This window comes from Rhodococcus sp. OK302 (genome assembly GCF_002245895.1).
Taxonomy (GTDB): Bacteria; Actinomycetota; Actinomycetes; order Mycobacteriales; family Mycobacteriaceae; genus Rhodococcus_F.
On record NZ_NPJZ01000002.1, the window covers coordinates 418,935 to 442,229 of the forward strand.

Consider the following 23,295-nt stretch of genomic DNA (forward strand, 5'->3'; position numbering starts at 1 on the left):
ATCGCGCCCGATTCGCTCGGACGCTGCGTCCAGGTGCTGGACTGTCCGTAATCTTCAGCACGGCCGGATTCGGCAGCAGCGCATGGCCTTCCATACAACTTCGCTCTGCCTCGAAAACTTTGGAGTGGATTCGTGAAGAGATCTTCAACGGTGTGGCGAACAGCCGGCCTTGCCGCAGCAGCACTGACGATCGGTGCGGCTGGGCTGCTCAGCGCGGCACCCGCAGGAGCGGCTCCGGTGGCTACGCAGCCAGGTGAACTGGTCGTCAACGGTGGCGGCGAAAACGGAAAAACAGGGTGGGCAGGCGCACCCGCGACACAAGCCAACCCGCTCAACGGACACCCCCCCTCCTATAATGGCGGCGTCAATCTGTGGTGGGGGGGAGCCGGGCTGGCGCAGTCGAAGATGAACCAGACCGTGAATTTGTCGCCATCGGCCACGCTCATCGACGCGGGACTGGTTACTGCTGACATGTCCGCCTACCTCGGCGGATACGAGGAGCAACCGGACAACGTAGGTTTGACCTACGCCTTCAAAAACGCGTCCGGCGGCATCATCGCGACAACCGTCCTCGATCCCGTCACGAATACGGAGCGCGGCAACATTAGCGGATTCGTCCATCGCCAGAAGTCGCTGAAGATCCCTGTCAATACACGATCGGTCCTGATCACTGCTACATTCACGCGTGTACAAGGCACCAATAACGATGCCTACGCCGACAATATCTCCCTGAAGCTTGAGACTCCCTCTCCCGGCGTCCTCGAGGTGACACACACCTCGGATACCTCGACGCCGGTCGAGGGTGGGCAGGTCGTCAACTACACGACGACCTTCACCAACACCGGTGAGCTACCTGTCCCGGTCAATCACGTGCTGGTGCTCTCGGGCGTCCTCGACGACGCCGACCTGGTTTCCGGACCGACGAGCGGAGATCCTGCGCTCACCCTGACACCGGGTGCCGGAGTCGATTACGGCGTGACAGGGTCGTTGGCGCCCGGTCAAACCGTGACAATTACCTACTCCGTGGTGGTTAAACCCTATGCGAACCAGGGTGATCACAGCCTGGTTACACAGGTCACAGCGGCCGGAAGCGCGCCGACCACACCCCCGACCGGCTGCGCGGGAACGCCGTTGTGCACAGAGGTTCCCAGCGCCGACAGCGCCGCAGTGCCGTTGGTGAACCCGGCAGTTGCCTTGAGTGCCGGCGCGGCAGTCGCACTCGGTGCAGGCGGATTTGTCATGGTCCGGCGTCGCAAGGTTGTAACCGACTGAGCAACTGACTGAAACCTTACGCCGGTGCGGGATCGCGTAGATCACGTGCACGTTCCCGTACCGGTGCTGTTTGCGCACCGGCAATGACCATGCGACTCAGTACAGTTCGAGCGTTCGCAAATTGACCGATGCTCCGAGTGAGGCCGGCATATGAGGAAGTGGTGTCGGTGAATAGGTTAATCAGGGCGGTCATTGCAACGGCGATGGTGATCGCACTCGGAAGCGCCTGTGGCGCAGGGTCCGACGAGGCATTGCCGACGTACCAGGCGGCAGCCGGCACCTGTTACGTTCGCGAGACTGCCGAGGAGATGCTCTCGCTGAGCAATGTCTCCCCGTGGGTGAACTGCGACTACCCGCATCAGCTCGAGGTCTACGGTTTCGGCACTCTGCCGGAGGACTTGCTCACTGCACCCGACCGTCCGTCGAATGCACTCGAACACCTTCAGGCCGCCGATGTCTGCCCCTGGGCCGGGATTCGCGATTACCTGGGTGCACGCGAATTCGACTACCAGTTCGGGATTTCGGTGTGGTCGAAGTACCCGACCCAGAAAGAGTGGGCGGGCGGGCTACGCACCGTGGTGTGTTCGCTCGGAGTTCAGGATCCGCAACACCCGGAGAGTCGTCCGGAGTTTTCCGGGTCACTGCGAAAAATTATGGAACGCACGCAATCTGCCGCTGTTCGACTCTGCCGATCCGGCGAGACAACCACTACCTGCGATCAGCCGCACGACGCCGAGATGACCGGGACGGTACCGGTGCCTCACGGTGGAGCTCAGGCCCGGCTCGACGCCGCGTTCGAGGCGTGCGCGCCGGTGATCGCGCAGTACACGGCGGATGCGCCGCCCGAAGACTTCGTCATCAAGCCGCTGGTCACCGATGAATCGGCAGACTGCTGGTACGGGCCGATATCCGGCACCACCACCGGCACGATCCGTGGTGGCCTGACATGAGTACCAGGTTCGAACTCGAGGCGCCGGACGGTGGCACCTTCGAGGATGATCCGTTGGCGCTGGTCCCGGGTACGAAGCGACGCAAGCCGCGCCCACGTCTGCAGGCCGCTTTGGCAAGTGTCTCGCGGATCGCCGGATACCGTATGGACGGTACCGGCCTCGGCTGGGTATCTGTCGGCGTCGGAGTTGCCTTTTCCGGAGCATTGCTGTTGCGGCTGTTCGTCAGTGGCGCAATCGGTCTCAGTGATCAGGGTGACGGTCAACGGTTGACCTGTGGGCTCGGGTTGCGCGCCGGAAATGCCTACAACACCCCGGTTGACGACCTGGTGTACACCACATACTTCGACCACCGGTGGTACGGCGAGGACTGCCCGTGGAACACCTACGGCCAGCCCTACAACTCCTCCCAGCTCTATCTGCTTCAACTGGCGAAGTGGCTGACCCCACTGCTGCGTTTGCCCGGCGACATGGATCTGCGGGCACTGGGAGTGGTGTGTGCGCTTGTGCTTGGTGTGTTGGCTGCCCTGATGTTCGTGTGGATTCCCGGTTCATTGGTGGGCAAGGGATTTGTTGTCACCGGGGTCTGGCTGATCGTTGCCGACGCGACGTTCGCCGGCTACTTCGTCTCTGCCTACAGCGATACCGGCGCGATTCTCGGCGTGCTGGCGCTGATGGTTGCAGCGCTCGCTCTGTGGCGGGCCGAGCAGGTGCACTGGTGGCATGTCGCCGTGATCGCGGCGATCGCGTTGTTCACCGCGACCACCAAGACGCAAGCGGCGACCTACGCTGTGGTCGCGGTACCGCTCATGCTCAGCCGCCGAGTCGGCGCACAGAAACATGGCAAACGATACTTCTTGCAGGGTCGATGGTTTGCGCTCGCCGCGTCCGGTGGATTGATTGCCGCGGTCGGGCAGTACCTGCGTACCCAGCCCGCACGGTTCGGCGAACTCAACCAGTACAACGCGGTGTTCGTCGAGATGCTGCCGCACAGTAAGAATCCCGAGCAGGACCTGGTGCGACTCGGTCTCGACCCGACGCTGATCTCCGGTAGTGGATCGCGGATCAACTCAGCGAACTCTGTGACCGAACTGCCTGGCTATCAGGGTTTTCTGGATAAGACCTCGACCTGGGATCTCTTCTCTCAGGTCTACCTGCATGAACCGTTCCGACTTCTCTCGATGATGGGCCGGGGACTGGTCGGCATGGCACGATTACGCGTCGACTACATCTACTCCTACCCGTGGTACTCGGGCCGCCCGGACACTCTCGAGTGGAGAGTGTCGCTGTTCTACCAGGTGTGGCGAATGATGTTCTCTTCGTTGCCGTTGCTGATCATCGTGCTGACTCTTGCTTCGTGCCTGGCCTTTGTCATCGTGCTGAAAGTCTGTACGACGCAGGAGGACCGGAGCGTCGGCGCGGTCGGGTTGTTCCTGGCAGTTGCAGCCCTCGCGCAGTTCTGGGCGGTCAATCTATCCGAGGGTGCTTCGGACCTGATCAAACACTTGATGCTGACCGATTTCACCACCGGACTCGTACTGATTCTCGGCGCCTACTCGGTGATCGTATTGCGTTCGAGCGTAATACGAGAGAAGGGAACCTCCCGGTGAACGCGGAACGTACGGTGCGCACACCCGATCTTCCCCTGGTGCGTTGGGCGGGGGTGGCCGTGTACTCGGTGGCGATGCTGCTGCTGCTGACCAGACAGTCTGCGTTTCGGGCCTGGGAGGCCGGCCTTGCCTCGTTTCTCAACGGAATCGTCGGTGCACCGACCAAATGGGCACGCGGATCCGATGTCTTCTACGTCGGGATCGGCACCAACAAAGTGTTCGCGCTCCAACTCGTCACCGGCTGCAGCACGGCACTCCTGATCATTCCGATGTTGTTGCTCGCCGGGATATACGTGCACTTCGGTCGGGTTCGACTGCTGCACATGACGATCGGCCTGCTTCTCAGCTGTGTCGCCATGTTGGCGGTCAACATGATCCGCCTCGTCATAGTCGGCGTCTATACCGTTCATAGCGGCCGCTCGGGATTCGAGCTGGCCCACACCATCATCGGATCGCTGATAGTGCTGGCCGGCGGCGCGGTGACACTGCTGTTGTTCAGTCGCTGGATCAGCATGGCCGGTACCGTCGCGGCTGGTGCCGCGCCGATTCGAGCACGTCTGAAAGAGGATCTACAACAGTGACTTTCGATACCATCCTGGGCTTGTCCATCGTCCTGTCACTAATCTTCGGACTCATCTTCCTGATGTACGTTGTGGCGATCCTGATCCCGTTCCTACGGCACACCACGGAACGGCCGGGAAACCCTGACGACTTCGAGTTGCATTTTCTGATCCCTTGCCTCAACGAAGAAGTGGTCATCGGCCACACGCTGACCTACCTGCGCGAGCATTTCCCGACCAGCTACGTCTGGGTGATCGACGACGATTCGCAGGATGGGACCAAACAGGTGGTCCGCGACATGATGTTCTCCGACCCGATGATTCACCTCATACCGCGACTACTCCCGAACGCGCGGACCGGGAAGGGCGATGCACTCAACGCCGGGTACGCCCGGATCAACGAGTGGCTGCCCGGCCGCGCCGACCGGTCGCAGGTGCTTATCTGCATCGTTGACGCAGACGGCCGACCCGCGCCGAACATGCTGGAGATCTCGGCCGGTCCCGATGCTTTCGGTAATGATTACGTCGGCTCGGTGCAGGTGGAGGTGCGAATGAGCAACCGCGCCGATCCGCTGCCACTCGGACCGGGAAAGCGGCGGAAGAACAGTTTCGCGAGGACGTTGATCCGGTTGCAGGATATGGAGTTTCGTGGTCCGATCTCTGCGATGCAGATGGCTCGGCGGTATTCGCGCACGGTGAGCATTGGAGGTAACGGCCAACTGAGCAGGCTGTCGGCTCTCGACGCGGTGGCGGCGCGGTTCGGTGAGCCGTGGCACGGGGCGTTGCTCGAGGACTTCGAGTTGGGTCTGCATCTGATCCTGCTCGGCTGGCGTAACGCCTATACCACCGCCAGTTGGGTGGATCAGGAGGCGCTACCCGAGCTGAAACCCCTTGTTCGGCAGCGTGTTCGGTGGGCTCAGGGTGGAATGCAATGCGTCCGGTACCTGCCCGCGATCTGGCGGTCGCGGCGCGTGACGAACCTGGGCGCCTGGGAGATCACCTACTTTATGCTCACTCCCTGGCTGCAGATTATGGGAACCATCGTCTACCCCCTTCCGCTGCTGGTCATGGTGTGGAACATGGTGAACTATCCCGAGTTCTTCAAGGCCTATTTTGTGAGCGGCGGTTGGGCGCTGCTCATTTCGTATCTCATTCTCGGCGTGGGTGAATTTGCGATCTGGGGTCCGCTCTACCGCAAGCGCAGCGCCCCGGAACTGTCGTGGCTACAGGGATTCGGGCTCGGTCTCGCCTACGTCGGGTACATGATGATGTCCTACGTCGTGGCCTGGCGCGCATTCGGACGCTTGGCGAGTAAGCAGAGCGATTGGGTGAAGACCAAACGCAATGCCGAACGCGAACCCGCCGGGGTGTGAGTTGCGAACCCTGTGCGGCACCGCGTACAGCCTCCGCACGGGACGTCCGCCCACTGTCAGTGGCTGTCCACACCGAGCAGTATCGAAAGCGACGATCACAGTCAGAGGAATCGAGGAGTTCAGATGTACACAGGGCTTGGCGGCGGACCTACTGCGGGCGGCGGAGCGGCGATGGTCGGCGGTGCCGGAAGTCTCGCTTTCACAGGATTTCCTGTCGCCGGTGCGGCGATGCTGATGCTGATAGTCGTGGCAGCTGGCCTTCTGCTCCTACGAGCATCACGAGTACGGGCCAACGAACTGCCCGACATGGCGTAACCGATCACGATGACGAGGTGGCGGCGGTCGATACTCGCGACCGGTATATCCGCGGCGTGCGGGTCAGCACTACTCCTCAGCTGGGGGACGACAGGACACGAACCCGAACGTCTGAGAACGTCGTCACCGCCGACGACGACGAACACTGTCTCCCCAGCTTCGGAGCCCCCGGCACAACCCAACGACGAACTGGCCGATTCGGCCGGACCGTTTGTCACCTACAACACATATCCTGGTGCGGCCCAGGCACAGTGGGGAAAGTACTCGATCGCTCTCGAACGAAACGGCTCGTACTACTTGCTGTCCGCCGGGCACGTCGCCGGAAAAGTCGGAGCCGGTCTCCAACTCGGATCCTCAGCGCCTAGCCGGGCCGTCGTCAGCCACAGCACCCGGACCTGGGACCCGGAGTTCTCCGGGCCTGCCGGTGGATCCGGACCGGATATGTCAATGATTGACACCGGGACCGCCCTGATCGCGCCGTTCCTGCAACTGTCGACTGCGCCGGCGGACGCAGTCGCGCTCGAACGCGTGCAGGTTCCCTCCATCGACGGTACCGAGCAAATTTCATTACCGCGTGTGGCGGAAATATCCTCGGTGGCAGGCGATCTCGGCATGGGTACGGTGGTGTGCCAAACCGGTGCGGACTGGTACGCCTCCGAGTACACGGCAGCTGCCGGCAATGTCCGGTGCGGCCGGCTGATCGAACCGTGTCCGACGTCGAGTGCGACTTGCAGGTTCGTCGATCTCGATACGGGGGTGCCCGCAGTCGCTGTCAACGATTCTGGGAACCCGGTCTGGGTGCCACGTATGGACGGCACGATCGAGATATTGGGCATCGTCTACGCGGCCGGGTGCGCAGGAGTGGAACCCGGCTGCCGGACCGGACTCCTCACGCGTGTCGACGCTTACCTGGCGCACAATTGGACCTCAGCCGAGGTGCTGCCAGGCAAGCCCCTTGGTCCCGGAGGCCGCATCGTGGTCGTGGGCTAGCGAAACTGCGCGAAAGCTGTTCCAGCAGGAGGGCTTCAGTACTCGTGAACGCGAGTACTGAACCCACGCGGGTAGCGATGAACGCATCAGAGGGCGGTGCTGGCGAGAACGCACTGTCGGCGAGGCTGCCAGCCAAACTGGTCGTGTCCGGAACCGTGTGTCGGCTGGTGCCATGGCCCGGATGCATCGAGGGGAATGAACTGCTCCCCAAAATTTGAGATGAGCGTGAAGAAGAACAGGCTGGCTTCTCCAGCAAAGTGAGTGCGCGAGAAGCCAGCCTTCGTCTACTTGTTTCGTCTTGCCGGAGTGGACTATTCGTTAGACGCGACGCTATCGTTCATTCAGATGTCGACTGAAACCCTTGAAAGTTAGGGTTGCGTCCGGCGGTACGCGTGGCAATCGCTCAGACAATCGTAGTTGCTCGGATATCTTCACTAGCAGGTCCAGGGATGCGGGCGACAAGTCGACGGCCAAACTTCCGAGTTCGCGCAGATGATCAGCTTCGAGTTGATGAAGTACCTGGCGGTCAGCTTCCGGTGAGTACATGTTGCCTGCATCGTTTGTCGCGGCGAAGAAATACTCGGGTGGGACGTCGAAATACTTGGCAAGTGATGCTACGACCTTGCCGGAAGGGAAAGTTCTCTTCCCGCAACGTAATTGCGAGATATACGGCGTCGAGATTGGGTGCCCGTTCGCAGCCAGTGCTTTCGCCACCACAGCATTCGTGGGTCGCCCTCGCGCGTAGAAGAGCGTATTGAGTTGGCGCTGGAATCTGTTTTTCACGATGTTCTCTTTCTGGCGTATTTGCGCATTGTCGATCTCAGATAGTCGGACCGCAGAGATTCCTTTCACGAACCGCTAACCCCGGACGCCGGTCGTGGCTGCTGACAATCGAATTCGGCAGTATCTTGACGGCGAACGGGCCGATTCGTCGCATCGGATTGCTCTTCAGTCTACGTGAGCATGCTCGGCGGATTCTATATGCTGGCAACGGATCTGAATGCCAGCGCGAGGATAATGGTGGCCTCATCTCCAATATATTCAACGATTCCAAGTTTCGGTCGGCAGGGAACCAATTCACTCTGAAATTCACCCTCCAATCAAGAGTCTTCGCGCTTTAGAGAACCATGTGCATTTGTGCGACAAGCGGGTACTCGATCAATTGGGTGTCATGCCCGGTGGTGGCGTCGGTGGCGTAGGCAGAGAAATGGCAATGCGCTGAATGAATGTTCAGTATTTCCGTAATCCGAGTTGCCGCGGACGCCGGATCGTCATCGGAAGAGCTCACAGCCTCATATGTCAACGGTCACTCGGTTCAGTTTGCACTTGAACCTGCCCCGCGTCAGGGATCCAGAATGGTTTCTACCGACGTAATCCGATTCGAGTAGGGGAGGGGCAGCGGTGATGACCAACGGCGAGCTGGCAAATCTGGCCAGCATCACTGTAAGAGTCGTGCGCTACTACCACGCGACCGGACTCCTCTAGGAACCCTTCCGTCAATGCAACGGATATCGCATGTACCCGGGAGATTGTCCTTCCACTGATCGAGTCGGATGCAATCGACACGACAATTGATTCGATTTTTCCCCTCGACAAGGTTGCGGAGGCGCATCGACATTTCGACAGCGGTGTACACATTGGCAAGGTGCTGCTCGATTGCCGAACGGCGAACGGGTAGTGGCCTACGAACCGACACGCGTCCAGTGGCGCATTGAGGTGGCCGACCGTTGGCACCTGTGGCACGCCCTTGTCGAAGCGGCGGAGAAAACCGTTGCAGCCCATCATTATTGACTACGAGGCGGGGCCGGAGCCACGACGATTTCGAGAGGTCATCGATACAGCACGACATTTGTGAAATCCAGAAGCTGAATGTGTGCGGTGGAGGTGATTTCGTTGTCGACCCAGCGCCGACGGAGCCGCGAATACCCGCGTTGATGATTGGTTCTGATTTCCCGGTTCGGGTGCTGGCGAATGCCCCTACAAGGTTGTGACGTGCTGCTCGAGCAGGTCGAGAGAATCGCCGTGGTCGTCACCGACCTTGGCCAGCAACCCGGTGACCAGGAGCATCCAGGACAACAGCTGCGCACCTGGTTTGCCTTCGAACGCCGGGCGGAAGCGAATTGTCTCGGTCACGATGTGGCCTCCATCCGCCGGCTCCATACTGAGCACTACGTTTTGGCGGATTCCCCGCTGTTTGCCGGAGAACTCGAACACTGCATTCGGTACGTGACGGGTGATGGTCCATCGGACGACGTCGAAATCGCATTCCTCACCGTGCCTGCTGTCCCAGCCGTGCCCCGCGGTCATCGAGAAATCGGGCCAGAGCACGGTCTCCGTCTTGTGTTCCTCGTACAGTCCTGACTCCACTGGGTGGGTGAAGGCGTGCCAGATGAGGTCCGGGTTGCCCTCGAGCCGCCGCGAGTTGGTGAAGGATGCGTAGCCCATGACTGCCTCCGGTGATGTGGCCACTCCCTCACGTGGATGAGTTGAGAGCGGGTCGAAGCTGGTTTGTCGGAAAATAGTAGCTTCCGGCCGACGGGGTGTGGTGTGTCGGTGCTCGATGCCTGCCGTGCTGTTGGCCTCAGCTTTCTGGGGTCGGCGATTGCATCGGTGGGGCAGATGCAATCGGCTGCACCTACCCTGCTGTCGTCGTAGGAGGGGCGCGTCGTCTGAACTGAGTTCGTGGCACCTCGACATCAGGGCGAATCTGCCCAGTCGTGGAACGGAGTTGGCGAGATCTTTTTGGTGGTGTAAGAATTCATGAAAACCATTGGTGTAGAGAAGGTTTCGTCGAATAGTAGTGTCTTCGCCGGTGAGTGTGTTGTCGAGTTGGCGTTGGACAAATTTCAATGCCGTCACTCGACGTCGTGAGCATTTTGTACTCCGAGTCACCAGTTTGCCGGCCGGGGACCGCTTCGAAGAATTTGGCGGCAGTTGTGCGCTGGCTAAGATCGCATGATCAGGAATCTCGTAGACAAGTTGGGTGTGTGATGGTGCGGTTGGCAATGGTTACCTTCGACGCAGCGGACGCTCGATCGCTCGCGACGTGGTGGTCGGAGCGATTCGGCGGATCGAGGGTTGTTGGTGACGCCGAGTTCATGACGGTGACCGCCCCCGGCCTGCCACTTACTCTCGGTTTTCAGCGGATCAATTTCACCCACAGTGAGAAGAACAAGATTCATCTCGATTTAGATCTCGAGCCGCAGGACCCGTCCCGAGACGAAGTCGTCGAGTCTTTTCTGACTGCAGGGGCGACGCATGTCCAGCGACACTCGGTGGCTGGCTCGACTTGGGATGTGTTGGCCGATCCAGCAGGGAACCTGTTCTGCGTGGGGGATCCGCATTAGGCGCCGGTGAACCGAGTGCCGATTGGTTGGAATGGACGAGCAGCAGTCTGCTCGAACCGCGAAACCGAAATGCTGGCTAGGCGCACAGAACCTTCGGGATGCCTCGCCCAGGACCGGTCGAGTGCACGCTGGCGCCGTTGCTGATCCAGAGCAGCGGCACCGACGGGTACCGCAGCCGGCGTGTACCGACCGAGTCCACTGTGGCGATGCTCGGTTGCGTAGCGTGTAAAAACCTGCAGTCCACTCCCGTGCATGCTCGATACTCTCGAAATGCGATGGGCGAGGTGCAGAAGAAGCCACTGATGTCCTGAATCGTAGAAGTGGCAAGATGCCCGGCACGGTTCACCGGAGCGGCACAGTGCAAGAATGGGCATATGGATTCCCTCGGACTTCTCTCGGAACTCGTAGCCCTCAACACGGTTTCCGGGGAAGCAGCTCCTCAACGAAGGGCGATGGATTCGATTGTCTCCTTGGTGAAGTCGCGATCGCCTGAAGTGAATGTCCAGTCGGACCTGAGCGGCAACCACCCGTGGGCCTTGATCACGAATGAAGCGGACCCTTCGGCCACCAGGCTCCTCTTTGCATGCCATGTCGATACGGTGCCGATAGGCAACGTCTCCGACTGGGAGTTCGATCCCTATGCCGCACGGGTGGAAAGCGAATTGTTCCTCGGACGAGGAACATCGGACATGAAAGCCGGCCTGGTCGCGGCGACAGCTGCGGTAATCGGGGCGCTCGAGCGTGGTGTTCCGGTGGCATTTCTGCTGACGAGTGACGAGGAGATCGGCTCGCTCGGCGCTGCGCGGTCGGCTGCGGCCGTAGCTGATCTCGAGATCGGCGCTGTGATCGTTCCGGAGGCGACAGGTAATCGGATCAATCTGGGGCACCGGGGTGCTCTGTGGCTTGAAGTTTCGGTCAAAGGTAAAGCAGCGCATGGTAGTACGCCGCAACGCGGGACGAATGCAGTGCTCAAGCTGCTCGATGTCGTCGACCGTGCCCGCCGTGAGCTCCCGCTCTCGTCGGATGCGTTTCTCGGCGCCGAAACCTGGAACCTCGGATTGGTCAGTGGTGGGTCGGCGCCCAATATCGTGCCCGACAGTGCCCGCGCGGTGATCGACCATCGAACGGTGGGAGATGGTTCGAGCCTGCTCGAATGGTGGCGGGCGCAGCCGGAGGTGGATTCTGTCGAAACGTCGATTCACCTGGCAGGTGTACGTACCGATTCGTCTGTCCCCTGGTTGAGTTCGTTGCCGACTGCTGTTGCCGCGGAACCGGTTTCCTACTTCACCGATGCTTCCGTACTGGCTGCTGCGGCACCTGGTGCGCCCGTGGTGATCTGGGGTCCAGGAACTCCGTCGTTGATGCACGCGGCAAACGAAAGCGTCACGGTATCCGAGTTGGACGATGCAATTGCTGCTTACGGAGCTGTGGCTGCGGCCTGGCCGACCGTGGACTGACGGATGACAAGTTCGGGGGCGAGGGCGATGTGGGCCGTGGATTCCGAGGAGCTGCTCATCGCCTGATCCAGAAGGCGCACAGCTTCTTCCGCGATCCGCTCCTGAGGTTGGCCCACGGTGGTCAGCGGCGGATTGCACAGTTCTGAGAAGGGAATGTTGTCGAACCCGGTGACAAGAACGTCGCCGGGTACGTTGATGCCCAACGTGTGGCAGGTCTGCAGCACTCCCAGTGCGATCAGGTCGTCTGCGCAGACCAGTGCGTCGGGGCGCGCCTTGCCGGTCAGGATCGTGTGAGAGGCAATACGGCCCCATTCGATGGAATAGTCTCCGAGTTGGGTCCACTCGTTGCGAGTTTCGATGCCCATACGCTGCGCATGTCGGAAGAATCCCGCCCGACGGAGTTCGGTTGAGGAGTTGGTCAGTTCGGAACTGATGAAGGCCGCAGACAGCGCTCCACACTCGGCGAGGTGTTCCATCACGAGGGATTGGGCGGCATCGTCGTCGACGCCGACCCAGTCCGTCTGGGTGTTCCTGGCGAATCTGTCGAGTTGAACCACGGGAAGTGATGCTGCGCTTGACCTCACGGCCTGTGCGCTCAGTTCACCGTGGCACGGGCTGATGATGATTCCGTCCACTTGGCGGGAGACGAGCGACTTGAGTCGCTGCGCCTCCACTGCCGGATCGGACCGGGAGTCGCAGAGGAACAGTTGCAAACCGCGCTGTGCGAGGACGTGCTCGACATTGACCACCAACGATGTGAAGAACGGGTTGGCGATGCTTGGGACCACCATTCCGACAGTGTCCGTTCGATTGCGTCGCAAAGAGCTGGCGATGATGTTTCCGGAGTAGCCGAGTGAGTCCGCGGCACGTTTGATGGTCGCTGCGAGTTCGTCGGAGACGGGCCGGGCCCCTGACAGTGCTCGCGACACGGTGGCCGTCGATACCCCGGCCAATTCCGCGACATCGCGAATGGTTGCCTTGCGCATGCGTCCCCCATTCTCTCGTCGAGTCGGGTCCGAGATTATCGGACCGCACGGTCCAGTGTCTCCTATGTAACGCGATTGAGGCAATCGTTTACAAATTTGAATTGCAAAACCCTTGACACAACCGGGTGTTGATCGCATAACCTGCTACTTCATCAAGGCAATCGATTACATCGTGTGCAGATCTTGTGCATAGACATACAGCGCAACTCTTGCGCATGGAATGGGGTAGCTGAAGTGACCGCATCATCGCTCGGAGTCTTTCCGCCCAAGCCCTCGGCATTGGCAGAGATGTTCACTGGCACGCCTTCTCTCATCGGGGCCATCCATCTTCCTGCCCTACCGGGCAGCCCGCATTACACCGGACAGCCGGTTTCGGAGATCGCACGCTTCGCCGTCGAAGAGGCTCATGCGTACGTCGACAACGGTTTCGATGGAGTGATCGTCGAAAACCACTGGGATATACCGTTCCTCAAACCTGGTGAGCACGGGTACGAAACTGCCGCCACCATGGGAGTTATCACGGCCGCCGTCGTCGCCGAGTTCGGAAAGTCGGTCGGCGTCAGCATCCTTTCCAATGCCGGGGAGTGCGGCGTCGCAGCAGCCTGGGCGGCCGGTGCAAGTTTTGTGCGTGTCAATCAGTGGGCGAACGCCTACATCGCCAATGAAGGTTTCATCGAAGGACAGGCAGCGAAGACTACTCGGTTCCGGCATCGCATCGGCGCTGATCCGGTCCGGATCTTCGCTGACGTGCACGTCAAGCACGGTGCTCACGCCATCGTTGCTGACCGGACCGTCGCAGAACAGACCGAGGACGCGGAGTTCTTCGATGCGGACGTGTTGATCGCGACGGGTTCTCGGACTGGTGACGCTGCCTCGGTCGACGAGGTTTCCGTGATCCGTGACAATACGGTTCTGCCGGTCATCATCGGATCCGGCATCACGGCCGGCAACGTGGCTGCTCTGATGAAGGAATGTGACGGCGCCATCGTTGCTTCCTCGGTGAAGGACAACGGGCGCTGGTGGGGACGGGTCGCGAGCGACAAGGTCCGCGAAGTGTCACGGGCGGCGGGAAAGTAACCATGATTGTCTTTTGTGGGTACGCCAACAATGATGTGACGGTACATGTCCCACATGTGCCGGTGCTCGGAGAGCGCGTTCAGGCCACTGCCATCAGCCAGATCGACGGTGGGATGAACGCCAACGCAGCAGTATCCGCGGCCAGAATGGGCGCCGAGGTCATCTTCGCCGGCGCAGTCGGACCGGATGCACGATCGACCGAGTTTCTCGCAGCCCTCGAAGAAGACGGCGTAGACACGAGTTGGGCCCCGCGAGATGCATTTCTGTCGACAGCAGTGGTTCTGATCGCGCAGGGCGGCGATCGATCCATCATCAGTCAGGATGATCCCAACGACGCCGACCGGATCGCGGCCGTCGCCGAGAAGTTGGCCGCCGCAGGCGGTGGACGATTGTTTCTCGACGGATACCGCGCGGCGTTTCTCCCAGCACTGGATAAGCGCGTAAGCCTGGTTATCGATCTGGATGGTTGCGAGGACAAAAATGCGGCATTGCGGGCCTTTGCCCTGGCAGACCACGTGATCGTCGGACGTTCACTCTGGGAAGGCGAGTTCGGTATCGACGTCGATCAGTGGACGACGCTTGCGGCTAAGCACAACACCCATTTGCTCGTCACCGACGGCTCGAAGGGGTGGACACTCGCGACCCCCAACGGAGACATGACCATCGAACCGGCAGTGTCCGTCGACGTTGTCGACGCGGTCGGCGCGGGAGATTGCTTCGGCGGTACGTACATCGCTTTTGTCGATGCCGGGCGCTCTCCTGTTGCCGCAGCACGACTCGCGGGTGCCTCCGCTGCGCTGGCCTGCGCCACCGCCGGTCCCCGCGGATGCCCTAGCCGAGATGAATTGGACAGCTTCACAGCAACATTGACAACTCTCACACTTCAGGAGACTCGATGATGAAACGTGCATTGCCTCTGGCGCTGGGAGCTGCGCTCGCGCTCACTCTCACAGCTTGTGACTCAACTTCCTCGAGCGACAAGGCCAGTTCCTCGGAAGGCGCGTCGATCCCGCAGCCGACCAGGGTTGCCGAGAGCTGCGACGGAACGAAAGGCAAGCTCAAGGTCGGCTTGGTGACGATCAACTTGCAGGCGCTGTACTTCAACCAGATCAACAATGCTGCCAAGGCCGTCGCAGACAAAGCCGGCGTCGACCTGCAGATCATCAGTGGTAACGATGACTCGGTGGCGCAGGCCAATGCCTTCGACAATCTGATCGCCAGTGGTGTCGACGCCATTATTGTCGACGCGATCGACACCGACGGAATCAAACCGTCGGTGGTCAAGGCCAAGAACGCCGGCATCCCCGTCGTCGCAGTCGACGCGACCATCGACGATCCAGCACTGTCGACTCAGGTCGGTACTGCCAACGCCGAGGGCGGTGCTCACATCGGAAACACCTTGGCCGACATCGCGAACAACACTGGAACGGTCGGTATCGTCGGCGCGCTCAACAGCACGGTTCAGCTGGAACGGCAGAAGGGCTTCGCCGACACCGTAACCGGTCGGGGAATGACCGTCGGCACCGTCGTGGACGGACGCAATATCCAGGAGAACGCACAGACCGCAGCGGAGAATCTGCTGACCGGCGGAGGCGACATGAAGTACGTCTACGCTACCGGTGAGCCGGCTCTGATCGGGCTCGTTGCGGCGGTCAACAGTCAGAAGGCGCAGGATCGCATCCAGGCTGTCGGTTGGGATCTTTCGGATCAGGCGGTAGGCGGACTCAAAGCCGGTTGGCTTAACGGCGTGGTCCAGCAGAACACCTTCGAATTCGGCTACGAGGCAATGAATTCGGCAATCGACCTGGCTTGTGGTCGCGGCGCTCCGGCGAACATCCCCGTCCCCACCCAGATCGTTACACCGGAGAACGTCGCCGACTACATGTACTACTTGGAGAAGTAATCATGGCACCTCCACTGATCGAGCTTTCGGGAATCACCAAGTCGTACGGACCGGTGAAGTCCCTTCGAGGAGTAGACCTTCGGCTGGCGAAGGGCGAAGTACTCGGAGTTGTCGGCGACAACGGCGCGGGCAAGTCCACCCTGATGAAGATCCTCGCGGGTGCCGTTCAACATGACGGCGGAGAAATGCGCGTCAACGGTGAACCCGTGCGCTTCTCGACGCCGCTCGACGCGCAGCAGAAGAAGATCGGAATCGTCTACCAGGACCTGGCGCTGTGCGACACTCTCGATGTCGCCAGCAATCTTTTCCTCGGTAGAGAACCGCGGAAAGGTCCCTTCCTCGACCGGCATGCCATGCACGAGAAGGCAGCTCACATTCTCGCCGACCTGCATGTCAAGGTGAAGTCGACCTATCAGGAGATCGGGCAGCTTTCCGGCGGACAGCGTCAAACTGTCGCGATTGCCCGTGCGGTGTCGTTCCGCCCGGACGTACTCATCCTCGACGAGCCCACCGCGGCGCTCGCTGTCGCCGAGGTCGAGTCGGTACTCAAGCTGATCACAGACGTGGCAGCGGCCGGGGTCGGTGTCATTCTCGTGACGCACCGCCTGCAGGATCTGTTCCGGGTATGTGACCGGATCACGGTCATGTACGAGGGACAGAGTGTCGACGACGTACCGATCGGCGATCTCAACATCGAGTCCCTCGTCGGGCTCATCACTCGAACACCGGTGACGCACCGGACATCGGCAGCACAGGGAGCTACGGCATGACCACTCTCGAGAAGGCACAGGCGCCGGTCGAGCGAAAGCTTGCCGCAAAGCCGTCGTTGTGGGACAGCGTGAACAAACCGACGTTGGCGATGCTGGCGGTGACAGTTGCCGTTGCAACCGTATTCTCGGTAACTACGTCGTCCTTCCTGACTTTTGCTAACATTTCCAACCTGGCGACCCAAATTGCGCCTGTTCTGATCATTGCCGTCGCAATGACTTTCGTGATCACTGCCGGTCAGATCGACCTTTCGGTGGGCGCGATCGTGGCCTTCGTCGCGGCGATGAGTGCCGAACTGATCCAGGCCGGCGTAGATTCCTCCCTGGTTTTCGTCATCGCACCGGTGATGGGTGCGGCTTGGGGACTGATCAACGGTTGGCTTGCTGCTTACCAGGGCATTCCGCCTTTCATTGTCACACTCGCGACAATGTCCGTTATCCGAGGCATCGCGCTCTACCGGACCGAAGGGTTCTCGGTCCCGGTTCCAGCTGACACTTACTTTGCAAAGTTGGGAACCGCAGAGTTCCTCGGGTTCTCGGCGAGCGCCTGGATCGCTCTCGTTGTGGTGGTAATCGGAGCATTTGCGCTCAACCGCATGCGATTCGGGCGGTATGTCACCGGTATCGGATCGAACGTGGAGTCGGTGCGACGCTCGGGGGTCAACACTCGTCGAGTGTTGATGATGACGCTAGTGTTCACAGGGCTCGCCGCAGGCATCGCCGGATTGCTGATCGCGGCTAGGCTCGGCTCGGGCTCGGCGAACTCCGCCACTGGATTCGAACTCACCGTGATCACGGCTGTGGTGCTCGGCGGTACCAACCTATTCGGTGGGCGTGGCACGGTGATCGGTACGGTCATCGGTGCCGTACTGACAGGGATCATCGCCAATGGACTGACGCTGCTCGGTGTCAGCCCGTTCTTGACACCGATTATCACCGGAGTTGTTCTGCTACTCGCCATCTGGATCAACATGCGAGGACATACACTGGGTGCTCTGTGGCGGAAGCTGCAGTCGGCACCATCAGGGTCCGCGAGATCATGAGCAACGTTCGTACGGTCACCGGAACAATCGACAGCTCCGAACTCGGTTTGGTTCTCCCACACGAGCATCTACACAACGATGTCACCGGTGCGTACATCGAATCCCCGGATCCGGTTGTGGCCGAAAGGCTCGCCGTGCCGGTGCGAGCAGAGGACGCGTGGCTCCTCCGCGACAATCCGTACTCCAGTCTCGACAATTGTCGTGTCGACGACGAGTTGGCCGTAGTGGAGGACCTCGCAGACTTCGCACGCCTGGGCGGTCGGACGATCGTCGATCTGACACCGCCCGGATTGGGACGGGCGCCGGAAAAATTGGCGGAGTTCTCCCGGAAGTCGGACGTTCGGGTGGTCATGGGCTCGGGGTGGTACCTCGAGCAGACCCATCCAGTCGAGGTATGCGAACTCGGGGTCGATGATCTGGCTGGCTCGCTGATCGACGAGTTCAATCCCGCAATGACCTTGGCGCCGGGAGTGATCGGGGAGATCGGCGTCTCTCCTCTTTTCACCCAGAACGAGGCGAAAGCCTTACGGGCAGCATGTATCGCGCAGCGTGAGGTTGACGTTCCTTTGTTCGTGCATCTCCCTGGATGGCAGCGGGTTGGCAGTCAGGTGGTCGACATCGTGGTAAATGAGATGGGCGTTGAGCCGCAGGCAGTTGTCTTGTGCCACATGGACCCGTCGGGACACGACGTCGAGTACCAACGATCACTGGCGGACCGCGGAGTCTTCCTCGAGTTCGACATGATCGGAATGCCTTTCGACTTCCCGGGTGAGGGGTTGTCTCCTCATCCGTCGGAAACTGCAACAGCTGTAGCCGGTTTGGTGAATTCCGGACATGCCGGGCAACTTCTTCTCAGCCATGACCTTTTCCTCAAAGCGATGCTCAGAAAGCACGGCGGAAACGGATTTTCGTACGTACCACTCGCCTTCGCCGCACGACTGGTGCGCGCAGGCGTTGACCCCCAGCAAGTGTCCGCACTGATGCGAGACAACCCGAGGTCGCTCTTCGAGCAGGCCGCGAAAGGAAGCAGAAGCAGTCATGGGTAAACGAGTACTGATCGCCGGAGAGAGCTGGATGACGACGTCGACGCACGTCAAGGGCGTCGACGAGTTCAGCGTCCATTCCTACGTCGAGGGGGTGGGTCCGTTGCGGGATGCCCTCACTTCACGTGGCCACAATGTGACGCACATGCCCGCGCACCTGGTACCGACGCAGTTCCCTGGAACACCGGAGGCATTGTCCCAGTTCGATGTGGTTGTACTCTCCGATATCGGAGCGAACTCGCTGCAGCTGGCTCCCAGCGTGTTCGACCAATTCCGGGCCGGTGAGGATCGCCTTGTCGCGCTTCGTGATTGGGTGAGTTCCGGCGGTGCGCTGATGATGATCGGCGGGTATCTGTCGTTCTCGGGATTCCAGGCGCGAGCGGCTTTCCGTCAAACCGCAATCGCCGACGTCCTCCCTGTGACGATGTTGGCCGAGGACGATCGCGTCGAGACCCCGGCCGGAATCGTCCCGACCGTCGTGGATCCGGATCACCCCACACTGGGTGGCGCCGGCGCGACGTGGCCCGCGCTCCTCGGTTACAACCGCGTTGTCGCGAAAGACGGTGCAGTAGTTCCGGCAACGATCAACGGCGATCCGCTCGTCGCGGCCGGCGAGTACGGCGCTGGACGCTCGATCGTCTTCACCTCGGATTGCTCACCACACTGGGCCCCGCCGGAGTTCTGCGAGCAGTGGGCCGGTTATACCGACCTCTTCGACGGTCTGATCAGCTGGGTTGCCGGCGAATGAGTCGGTCTTCCGACCTGCTTGCGCGGCAGCAGAGCAATCTCGCTGCCGCGCGGGCGGTTCCCTTTATCGAAGAGGCCATCGGCGGGACGTTGAGTGATGAGGGATTCCGCCGGTACCTCGTGATCGAAGAAGCATTCGTACTTACAGCAGTCAAGGTGTTGGGACTGGTGGTTGCCGAATCGCCGACACTCGATGAGGCGTTCGATCATGTGACCTCGATGTCCAATCTGGTTGGCGAACAACGTGAGTACTTCGCTCAGTTGCGTTCCCGATTTCCGTTCACGGGGGACACCGAAGCTCTAGTTGAGGAGTCGTCCGTGCTCTCGAAGCATGCATTGACGCTCGCACGAGAAGAAGGCCGGGCTGCGGCGCTGGTGGGTATGTACGCGGCCGAGAGCTTGTACCTCGCGTGGTGCCGAGAAGCTGCAGCTGTCGATGTGGAGCGAGAACCTGCGATGCAGGAATGGGTGCTGATGCACACCGCTCCACCGTTCGTTGCGCAGGTTGCTGTGTTGGCGTGCGAGGTAGACGCGATGCCGGAGTCGGTGACCGATGAGGATCTCGATCGTTGGTTCGCCGGGATGCTGAGCGCGGAGATCGACTTTCACGACGTCGCAGTTTGACTGTGCTCGGATCTGGCAAGTTTTTCGGTGCTGATGTCCCATCCGCGTGGACGTTGATCGAAAACTGTTGCGTATGAACAATTTCGTGTAATGACCTCAGGGCGGTCAAAGCTAATCTAGCGGGTGATCGTTGGTGAAAGACTGAGCGGCGCAGCTTGTTTGGGGAAGGGCGTGACGGCATACCTTTGGCGGTCCTCTTTCAGGAGGCAACACCGCTCGCGGTGACGTCCTGCCAGACCGCGAAACGGTCGCCCATCTCGGTACGTTCATTCGGGTGCTGCAAGCAGGTGTCGGCCAGGGCCGAAAGCCGTGATGCAGTTGATCGCTTCGGATGATGTGCGCGCGGATCCCGGCTCAGGCGACTTTCTGAGTGGCCCGGGCATTTTGGGTGTTCTGTGCTCACCGGGCATGACTGACTTCTGCTGATCACGTAGCCGGGGGAGGAGTCGAATCGGTTCCGCCACTGCGTAGCGTCGGTGTGTTTTCGCAGAGTCGTCGCGGTCGGCTTCGACGTGTCATAGGCGATCTGTGTGCGGTCTTGCCCCGTCCTTCCGTACCCGCTGCGTCGCTGTCGACGAAACGCAAATTACTCGGGTCTGGCGGCTATGTGTGGTAGCGCTGGGCTTGGGCCAGGATCGCGGCGACGGCGGCTGCGCGGGAGGACAAGTGCAGCGTGGCATGGTTTTCGATGGTTTCGTGAGCGGCAATGGCTGACAGGCCCGTCAGTTCCATGATCATGCCTTGCGCATGCTCGAAAGACGCCCGTTCTTCCCACGAAGGCAGGATCGGTCTGCCACTTTGGGGCATTGTTCACCTCACTGACGGGACGGTGCGCTGATGCCGCGGCATCGAAACAGAAGTCGCAGGCGATGAAGATGTGTGATGCAAGGAGGAACTCTAGCGAAGAGGGCAGGATTTCTCGGCCTCTTGGAACGCTGATGGCAGCGTTGCACCCTGTCGATGATCATCGTCGGGGCCGTGAAGGATGGGAGCGAGCCGCTCCGGTCGTCATGACTGGCCGAGTGGTGGGTACCTGTCAGACTTCGAGTCCTGTTGAGGGCAGTGTGGGTGTGGAACCACGCGCGCCGACCTGCGCGTCGGTTCCCCATATCTCGGAGGACTGAGTTTCGGGTTCACTGTCCAGCCGGCGAGCTTCCCGGATGTAGTCCACTCCATTCAATTCTTCGGAGCTTACTGACAGTAATCTGCACGTCATCCTGACGAAGAACCGTTGTACGTCCTCCAGATCAAGGCGCCCGCCGGGTTGCTCTCCTCGTGTTTAAGGGTGGCATGTCGGGACTATCCTTCCTTATAGGGAACTATCCAGAAAAATGGATATACACCTATAGTGTTGGATATGGACCTCGAGTTGAACCCGTTCACCCCAGGATCAGGGCTCCGCCCGCCCGCCCTCGAAGGCCGCAACGACCAGATCGAGGCGTTCGATCTTCTTGTCGCGCGCAGCAAACGGCGTAATTACGACCGCGGCATGATTCTCTCCGGATTGCGAGGTGTCGGAAAGACGTCTTTGCTCAACTACCTGGCCCATCATGCCGACAGTCAGGGTTGGCTGACGATCAGCATCGAGGGCCGTCCCAGCTCCTCGGGTATTGCGGCGGTCCGCAATACACTCGCGCAGGAATTGTCGTTAGGGCTGCGCCGCTACAGTCGCAAACAGCGACTCAAGGACAGTGTCGACGATCTGATCGCGTTGGCTCGGAACTTCTCGGTGGGCGTGTCGGTTGCGGGTGCCTCGGTCAACGTTTCCGCGCCCCGGCCGCAGGTAGATCCGGGTGATATTGCGATAGACCTCGAAGAGCTCGTCGAGGCGATCTGCGAGGTTCTGCGGCCCCGAAACAGTGCATTCGGGCTGTTCATCGACGAAATGCAGGACCTCGACCAGGACCTTCTCACAGCGCTGCTCGCGGTCCAGCATAAGGCGAATCAGCGGCAGTGGCCGTTCTTCGTCGTCGGTGCCGGTCTGCCGAACCTGCCTGCCGTTCTCGCGGACTGCCGCTCGTACGCCGAAAGGCAGTTCCTGTACAGCACAATCGGGCCGTTGGCGTCTGTAGACGCGGCGGACGCACTTCGGCTACCTGTCCAAGCACATGGCGGCGATTTCACTTCCGAAGCATTGGACGTGCTCGTGGAGACGAGCGGCGGTTATCCGTATTTTCTGCAGGAGTACGGCAAAGCGATCTGGAATATCGCGCCCGGTACACCGTTCGAACTTGCGGATGCGCTCGGCGCGGTGGAAGTCGGCCGCCGGCACCTCGACGATGGGTTCTTCCCGTCGCGGTGGGATCGGGCCACTCCGAGGGAACGGAAGTATTTGGCGGCGATGTCGACTCTCGGTGAGGATCAGCCGCGGTCGGCGAAGGTTGCCGAGGCGATGGGGTCGACTGCCGCAGGAACCAGTGAGGTGCGTGATTCGGCGATCAAGCGTGGTCTGATCTGGTCACCTGAACGCGGGCGGATTGCGTTCACGGTTCCGGGGATGGCAGATTTCATTCGGCGCCAGCAGTTGGATTGACCGGTTGAGTTGGTCGGCGAGTCGACTGATCGGGCGTGTGTCGATGGTCAGATTCGTCGACTGGTGTTCTCCGGTGATGTGTACGCCGGCGCTGGCGCGGACATGGGCGTCACCGCCGATGGCGACGGTGGTGGTGTCGGTGGCTGCGATGCGGGCGTATCCGGCGGCGTGGACGTGGCATTGGCAGTGCGCGAAGACGATGGCGTGCTCGTCGGCATGGATGTCGGCATTGTCGGTTCCGACGATCTGACTTGAGTCGTGTGCGTTGATGGTGGTGGTGTCGAAGGCTTCGACGTGGGCGAAGTCGTAGGCGGTTACGCGGGCGTGGTGGGTGGCTTGGAGGAAGCAGTGGCCGGCGGCGGTGATGGATCCGCCGGTGACGGCGGCGCAGGTTTGTCCGGTGATGGTGATGTCGATGTTATCGGGGATGTGTCCGAGGTCGAGCCATTGGTCTGGGCCGGAGTCGATGGTCAGTGTGGTGGCGCCGGCGTCGAGGTGGCGGGTGTATTCGCTGTAGCTGCGGACGGCTAGCGCCGGGTGGGTGCGCTCGGAATGGCGGCGAGGGCGGCGGCGAGCGACGTGGTCGATGGGTGCGTTCATGGATCGATATTGCCTGTGTCCACGGAAGTTCGGGTGGTTCTGGGTGGGGGAGTCCGGTCACGATATGACTACGCCGCTGCCGTCGAGATCCCGAGGCGCCG

General features: G+C 60.7%; 26 protein-coding genes. 19 read left to right on the plus strand and 7 right to left on the minus strand.

The window, feature by feature from the left end:
- The first annotated feature begins 132 nt into the window (after positions 1 to 132).
- From BDB13_RS29770 to BDB13_RS29800, 7 genes are all read left to right on the plus strand, one after another.
- Positions 133 to 1,272 carry a DUF7927 domain-containing protein gene (locus BDB13_RS29770; RefSeq protein WP_141210766.1) on the plus strand — a complete coding sequence of 380 codons (1,140 nt, stop codon included), beginning with the start codon at positions 133 to 135 and terminating at the stop codon, positions 1,270 to 1,272.
- A 167-nt stretch (positions 1,273 to 1,439) separates the two neighbouring features.
- Positions 1,440 to 2,222 carry a septum formation family protein gene (locus tag BDB13_RS29775; RefSeq protein WP_176459802.1) on the plus strand — a complete coding sequence of 261 codons (783 nt, stop codon included), beginning with the start codon at positions 1,440 to 1,442 and terminating at the stop codon, positions 2,220 to 2,222.
- Complete coding sequence (gene wsfD / locus BDB13_RS29780) at positions 2,219 to 3,829, plus strand: glycan biosynthesis hexose transferase WsfD (protein ID WP_094275608.1); 1,611 nt, start codon at positions 2,219 to 2,221, stop codon at positions 3,827 to 3,829. The genes BDB13_RS29775 and wsfD overlap by 4 nt, the downstream gene beginning before the upstream one ends.
- Positions 3,826 to 4,410, plus strand: a complete 585-nt coding sequence (locus BDB13_RS29785) for an exosortase/archaeosortase family protein (protein ID WP_094275609.1) — start codon at positions 3,826 to 3,828, stop codon at positions 4,408 to 4,410. The genes wsfD and BDB13_RS29785 overlap by 4 nt, the downstream gene beginning before the upstream one ends.
- Entirely contained in the window at positions 4,407 to 5,762 is a 1,356-nt protein-coding gene (locus BDB13_RS29790) for a glycosyltransferase (protein WP_094275610.1), read from the plus strand. The genes BDB13_RS29785 and BDB13_RS29790 overlap by 4 nt, the downstream gene beginning before the upstream one ends.
- Before the next feature lie 123 nt (positions 5,763 to 5,885).
- A complete protein-coding gene (locus tag BDB13_RS29795; RefSeq protein WP_094275611.1) occupies positions 5,886 to 6,077 on the plus strand; it encodes a hypothetical protein in 192 nt (63 codons plus the stop codon).
- A gap of 9 nt (positions 6,078 to 6,086) precedes the next feature.
- Entirely contained in the window at positions 6,087 to 7,067 is a 981-nt protein-coding gene (locus BDB13_RS29800) for a hypothetical protein (RefSeq protein ID WP_094275612.1), read from the plus strand.
- A gap of 330 nt (positions 7,068 to 7,397) precedes the next feature.
- On the opposite strand, the gene BDB13_RS29805 is transcribed toward BDB13_RS29800, so the two are convergent.
- Positions 7,398 to 7,919 carry a transcriptional regulator gene (locus tag BDB13_RS29805; RefSeq protein ID WP_254923121.1) on the minus strand — a complete coding sequence of 174 codons (522 nt, stop codon included), beginning with the start codon at positions 7,917 to 7,919 and terminating at the stop codon, positions 7,398 to 7,400.
- A gap of 265 nt (positions 7,920 to 8,184) precedes the next feature.
- Positions 8,185 to 8,355 carry a hypothetical protein gene (locus BDB13_RS32500; protein ID WP_176459803.1) on the minus strand — a complete coding sequence of 57 codons (171 nt, stop codon included), beginning with the start codon at positions 8,353 to 8,355 and terminating at the stop codon, positions 8,185 to 8,187.
- Positions 8,356 to 8,610: 255 nt separating this feature from the next.
- On the opposite strand from BDB13_RS32500, the gene BDB13_RS33360 reads away from it, so the two are divergent.
- Complete coding sequence (locus BDB13_RS33360; protein ID WP_441347257.1) at positions 8,611 to 8,745, plus strand: zinc-binding dehydrogenase; 135 nt, start codon at positions 8,611 to 8,613, stop codon at positions 8,743 to 8,745.
- Positions 8,746 to 9,044: 299 nt separating this feature from the next.
- Here the strand turns inward: BDB13_RS33360 and BDB13_RS29815 are convergent, their stop codons facing one another.
- Positions 9,045 to 9,536, minus strand: coding sequence for a hypothetical protein (locus BDB13_RS29815; RefSeq protein WP_094275614.1), 492 nt, complete (start codon positions 9,534 to 9,536; stop codon positions 9,045 to 9,047).
- A gap of 536 nt (positions 9,537 to 10,072) precedes the next feature.
- Between BDB13_RS29815 and BDB13_RS29820 the strand changes: the two genes are divergently transcribed.
- Positions 10,073 to 10,414, plus strand: coding sequence for a VOC family protein (locus BDB13_RS29820; RefSeq protein WP_217902182.1), 342 nt, complete (start codon positions 10,073 to 10,075; stop codon positions 10,412 to 10,414).
- Here the strand turns inward: BDB13_RS29820 and BDB13_RS29825 are convergent.
- Positions 10,411 to 10,668, minus strand: a complete 258-nt coding sequence (locus BDB13_RS29825) for a hypothetical protein (RefSeq protein ID WP_094275616.1) — start codon at positions 10,666 to 10,668, stop codon at positions 10,411 to 10,413. The two genes, BDB13_RS29820 and BDB13_RS29825, sit on opposite strands and share 4 nt — an antisense overlap.
- Before the next feature lie 120 nt (positions 10,669 to 10,788).
- Here BDB13_RS29825 and BDB13_RS29830 point away from each other — a divergent pair, with 120 nt between their 5' ends.
- On the plus strand, positions 10,789 to 11,871 hold the full coding sequence (locus tag BDB13_RS29830; RefSeq protein WP_094275617.1) for a M20/M25/M40 family metallo-hydrolase: 1,083 nt from the start codon (positions 10,789 to 10,791) through the stop codon (positions 11,869 to 11,871).
- Here the strand turns inward: BDB13_RS29830 and BDB13_RS29835 are convergent.
- Positions 11,832 to 12,857, minus strand: a complete 1,026-nt coding sequence (locus tag BDB13_RS29835; RefSeq protein WP_094275618.1) for a LacI family DNA-binding transcriptional regulator — start codon at positions 12,855 to 12,857, stop codon at positions 11,832 to 11,834. The two genes, BDB13_RS29830 and BDB13_RS29835, sit on opposite strands and share 40 nt — an antisense overlap.
- A 234-nt stretch (positions 12,858 to 13,091) precedes the next feature.
- Here BDB13_RS29835 and BDB13_RS29840 point away from each other — a divergent pair, with 234 nt between their 5' ends.
- From BDB13_RS29840 to BDB13_RS29875, 8 genes are read left to right on the plus strand one after another with little or no spacing between them, the layout of a single operon-like run.
- Positions 13,092 to 13,934 carry a BtpA/SgcQ family protein gene (locus tag BDB13_RS29840; RefSeq protein WP_094275619.1) on the plus strand — a complete coding sequence of 281 codons (843 nt, stop codon included), beginning with the start codon at positions 13,092 to 13,094 and terminating at the stop codon, positions 13,932 to 13,934.
- A gap of 2 nt (positions 13,935 to 13,936) precedes the next feature.
- Complete coding sequence (locus BDB13_RS29845; protein ID WP_094275620.1) at positions 13,937 to 14,833, plus strand: carbohydrate kinase family protein; 897 nt, start codon at positions 13,937 to 13,939, stop codon at positions 14,831 to 14,833.
- The gene (locus tag BDB13_RS29850) at positions 14,830 to 15,837 is read left to right on the plus strand and encodes a substrate-binding domain-containing protein (protein ID WP_094275621.1); all 1,008 of its coding nucleotides are present in this window, start codon (positions 14,830 to 14,832) and stop codon (positions 15,835 to 15,837) included. The genes BDB13_RS29845 and BDB13_RS29850 overlap by 4 nt, the downstream gene beginning before the upstream one ends.
- A 2-nt stretch (positions 15,838 to 15,839) precedes the next feature.
- Positions 15,840 to 16,607, plus strand: coding sequence for an ATP-binding cassette domain-containing protein (locus BDB13_RS29855; protein ID WP_094275622.1), 768 nt, complete (start codon positions 15,840 to 15,842; stop codon positions 16,605 to 16,607).
- Entirely contained in the window at positions 16,604 to 17,647 is a 1,044-nt protein-coding gene (locus tag BDB13_RS29860) for an ABC transporter permease (protein WP_094275623.1), read from the plus strand. The genes BDB13_RS29855 and BDB13_RS29860 overlap by 4 nt, the downstream gene beginning before the upstream one ends.
- A complete protein-coding gene (locus tag BDB13_RS29865) occupies positions 17,602 to 18,693 on the plus strand; it encodes a phosphotriesterase family protein (protein WP_254923122.1) in 1,092 nt (363 codons plus the stop codon). The genes BDB13_RS29860 and BDB13_RS29865 overlap by 46 nt, the downstream gene beginning before the upstream one ends.
- On the plus strand, positions 18,686 to 19,438 hold the full coding sequence (locus tag BDB13_RS29870) for a glutamine amidotransferase (RefSeq protein WP_094275624.1): 753 nt from the start codon (positions 18,686 to 18,688) through the stop codon (positions 19,436 to 19,438). Before BDB13_RS29865 ends, BDB13_RS29870 begins: the two co-directional genes overlap by 8 nt.
- Entirely contained in the window at positions 19,435 to 20,061 is a 627-nt protein-coding gene (locus BDB13_RS29875) for a TenA family protein (RefSeq protein ID WP_094275625.1), read from the plus strand. Before BDB13_RS29870 ends, BDB13_RS29875 begins: the two co-directional genes overlap by 4 nt.
- A gap of 603 nt (positions 20,062 to 20,664) precedes the next feature.
- Here the strand turns inward: BDB13_RS29875 and BDB13_RS31940 are convergent.
- Positions 20,665 to 20,868 carry an ANTAR domain-containing protein gene (locus BDB13_RS31940; protein WP_141210767.1) on the minus strand — a complete coding sequence of 68 codons (204 nt, stop codon included), beginning with the start codon at positions 20,866 to 20,868 and terminating at the stop codon, positions 20,665 to 20,667.
- A gap of 550 nt (positions 20,869 to 21,418) precedes the next feature.
- On the opposite strand from BDB13_RS31940, the gene BDB13_RS29885 reads away from it, so the two are divergent.
- Positions 21,419 to 22,594, plus strand: coding sequence for an ATP-binding protein (locus BDB13_RS29885; protein WP_094275626.1), 1,176 nt, complete (start codon positions 21,419 to 21,421; stop codon positions 22,592 to 22,594).
- On the opposite strand, the gene BDB13_RS29890 is transcribed toward BDB13_RS29885, so the two are convergent.
- Entirely contained in the window at positions 22,520 to 23,194 is a 675-nt protein-coding gene (locus BDB13_RS29890; protein WP_254923123.1) for a hypothetical protein, read from the minus strand. The two genes, BDB13_RS29885 and BDB13_RS29890, sit on opposite strands and share 75 nt — an antisense overlap.
- Positions 23,195 to 23,295 lie beyond the last annotated feature (101 nt).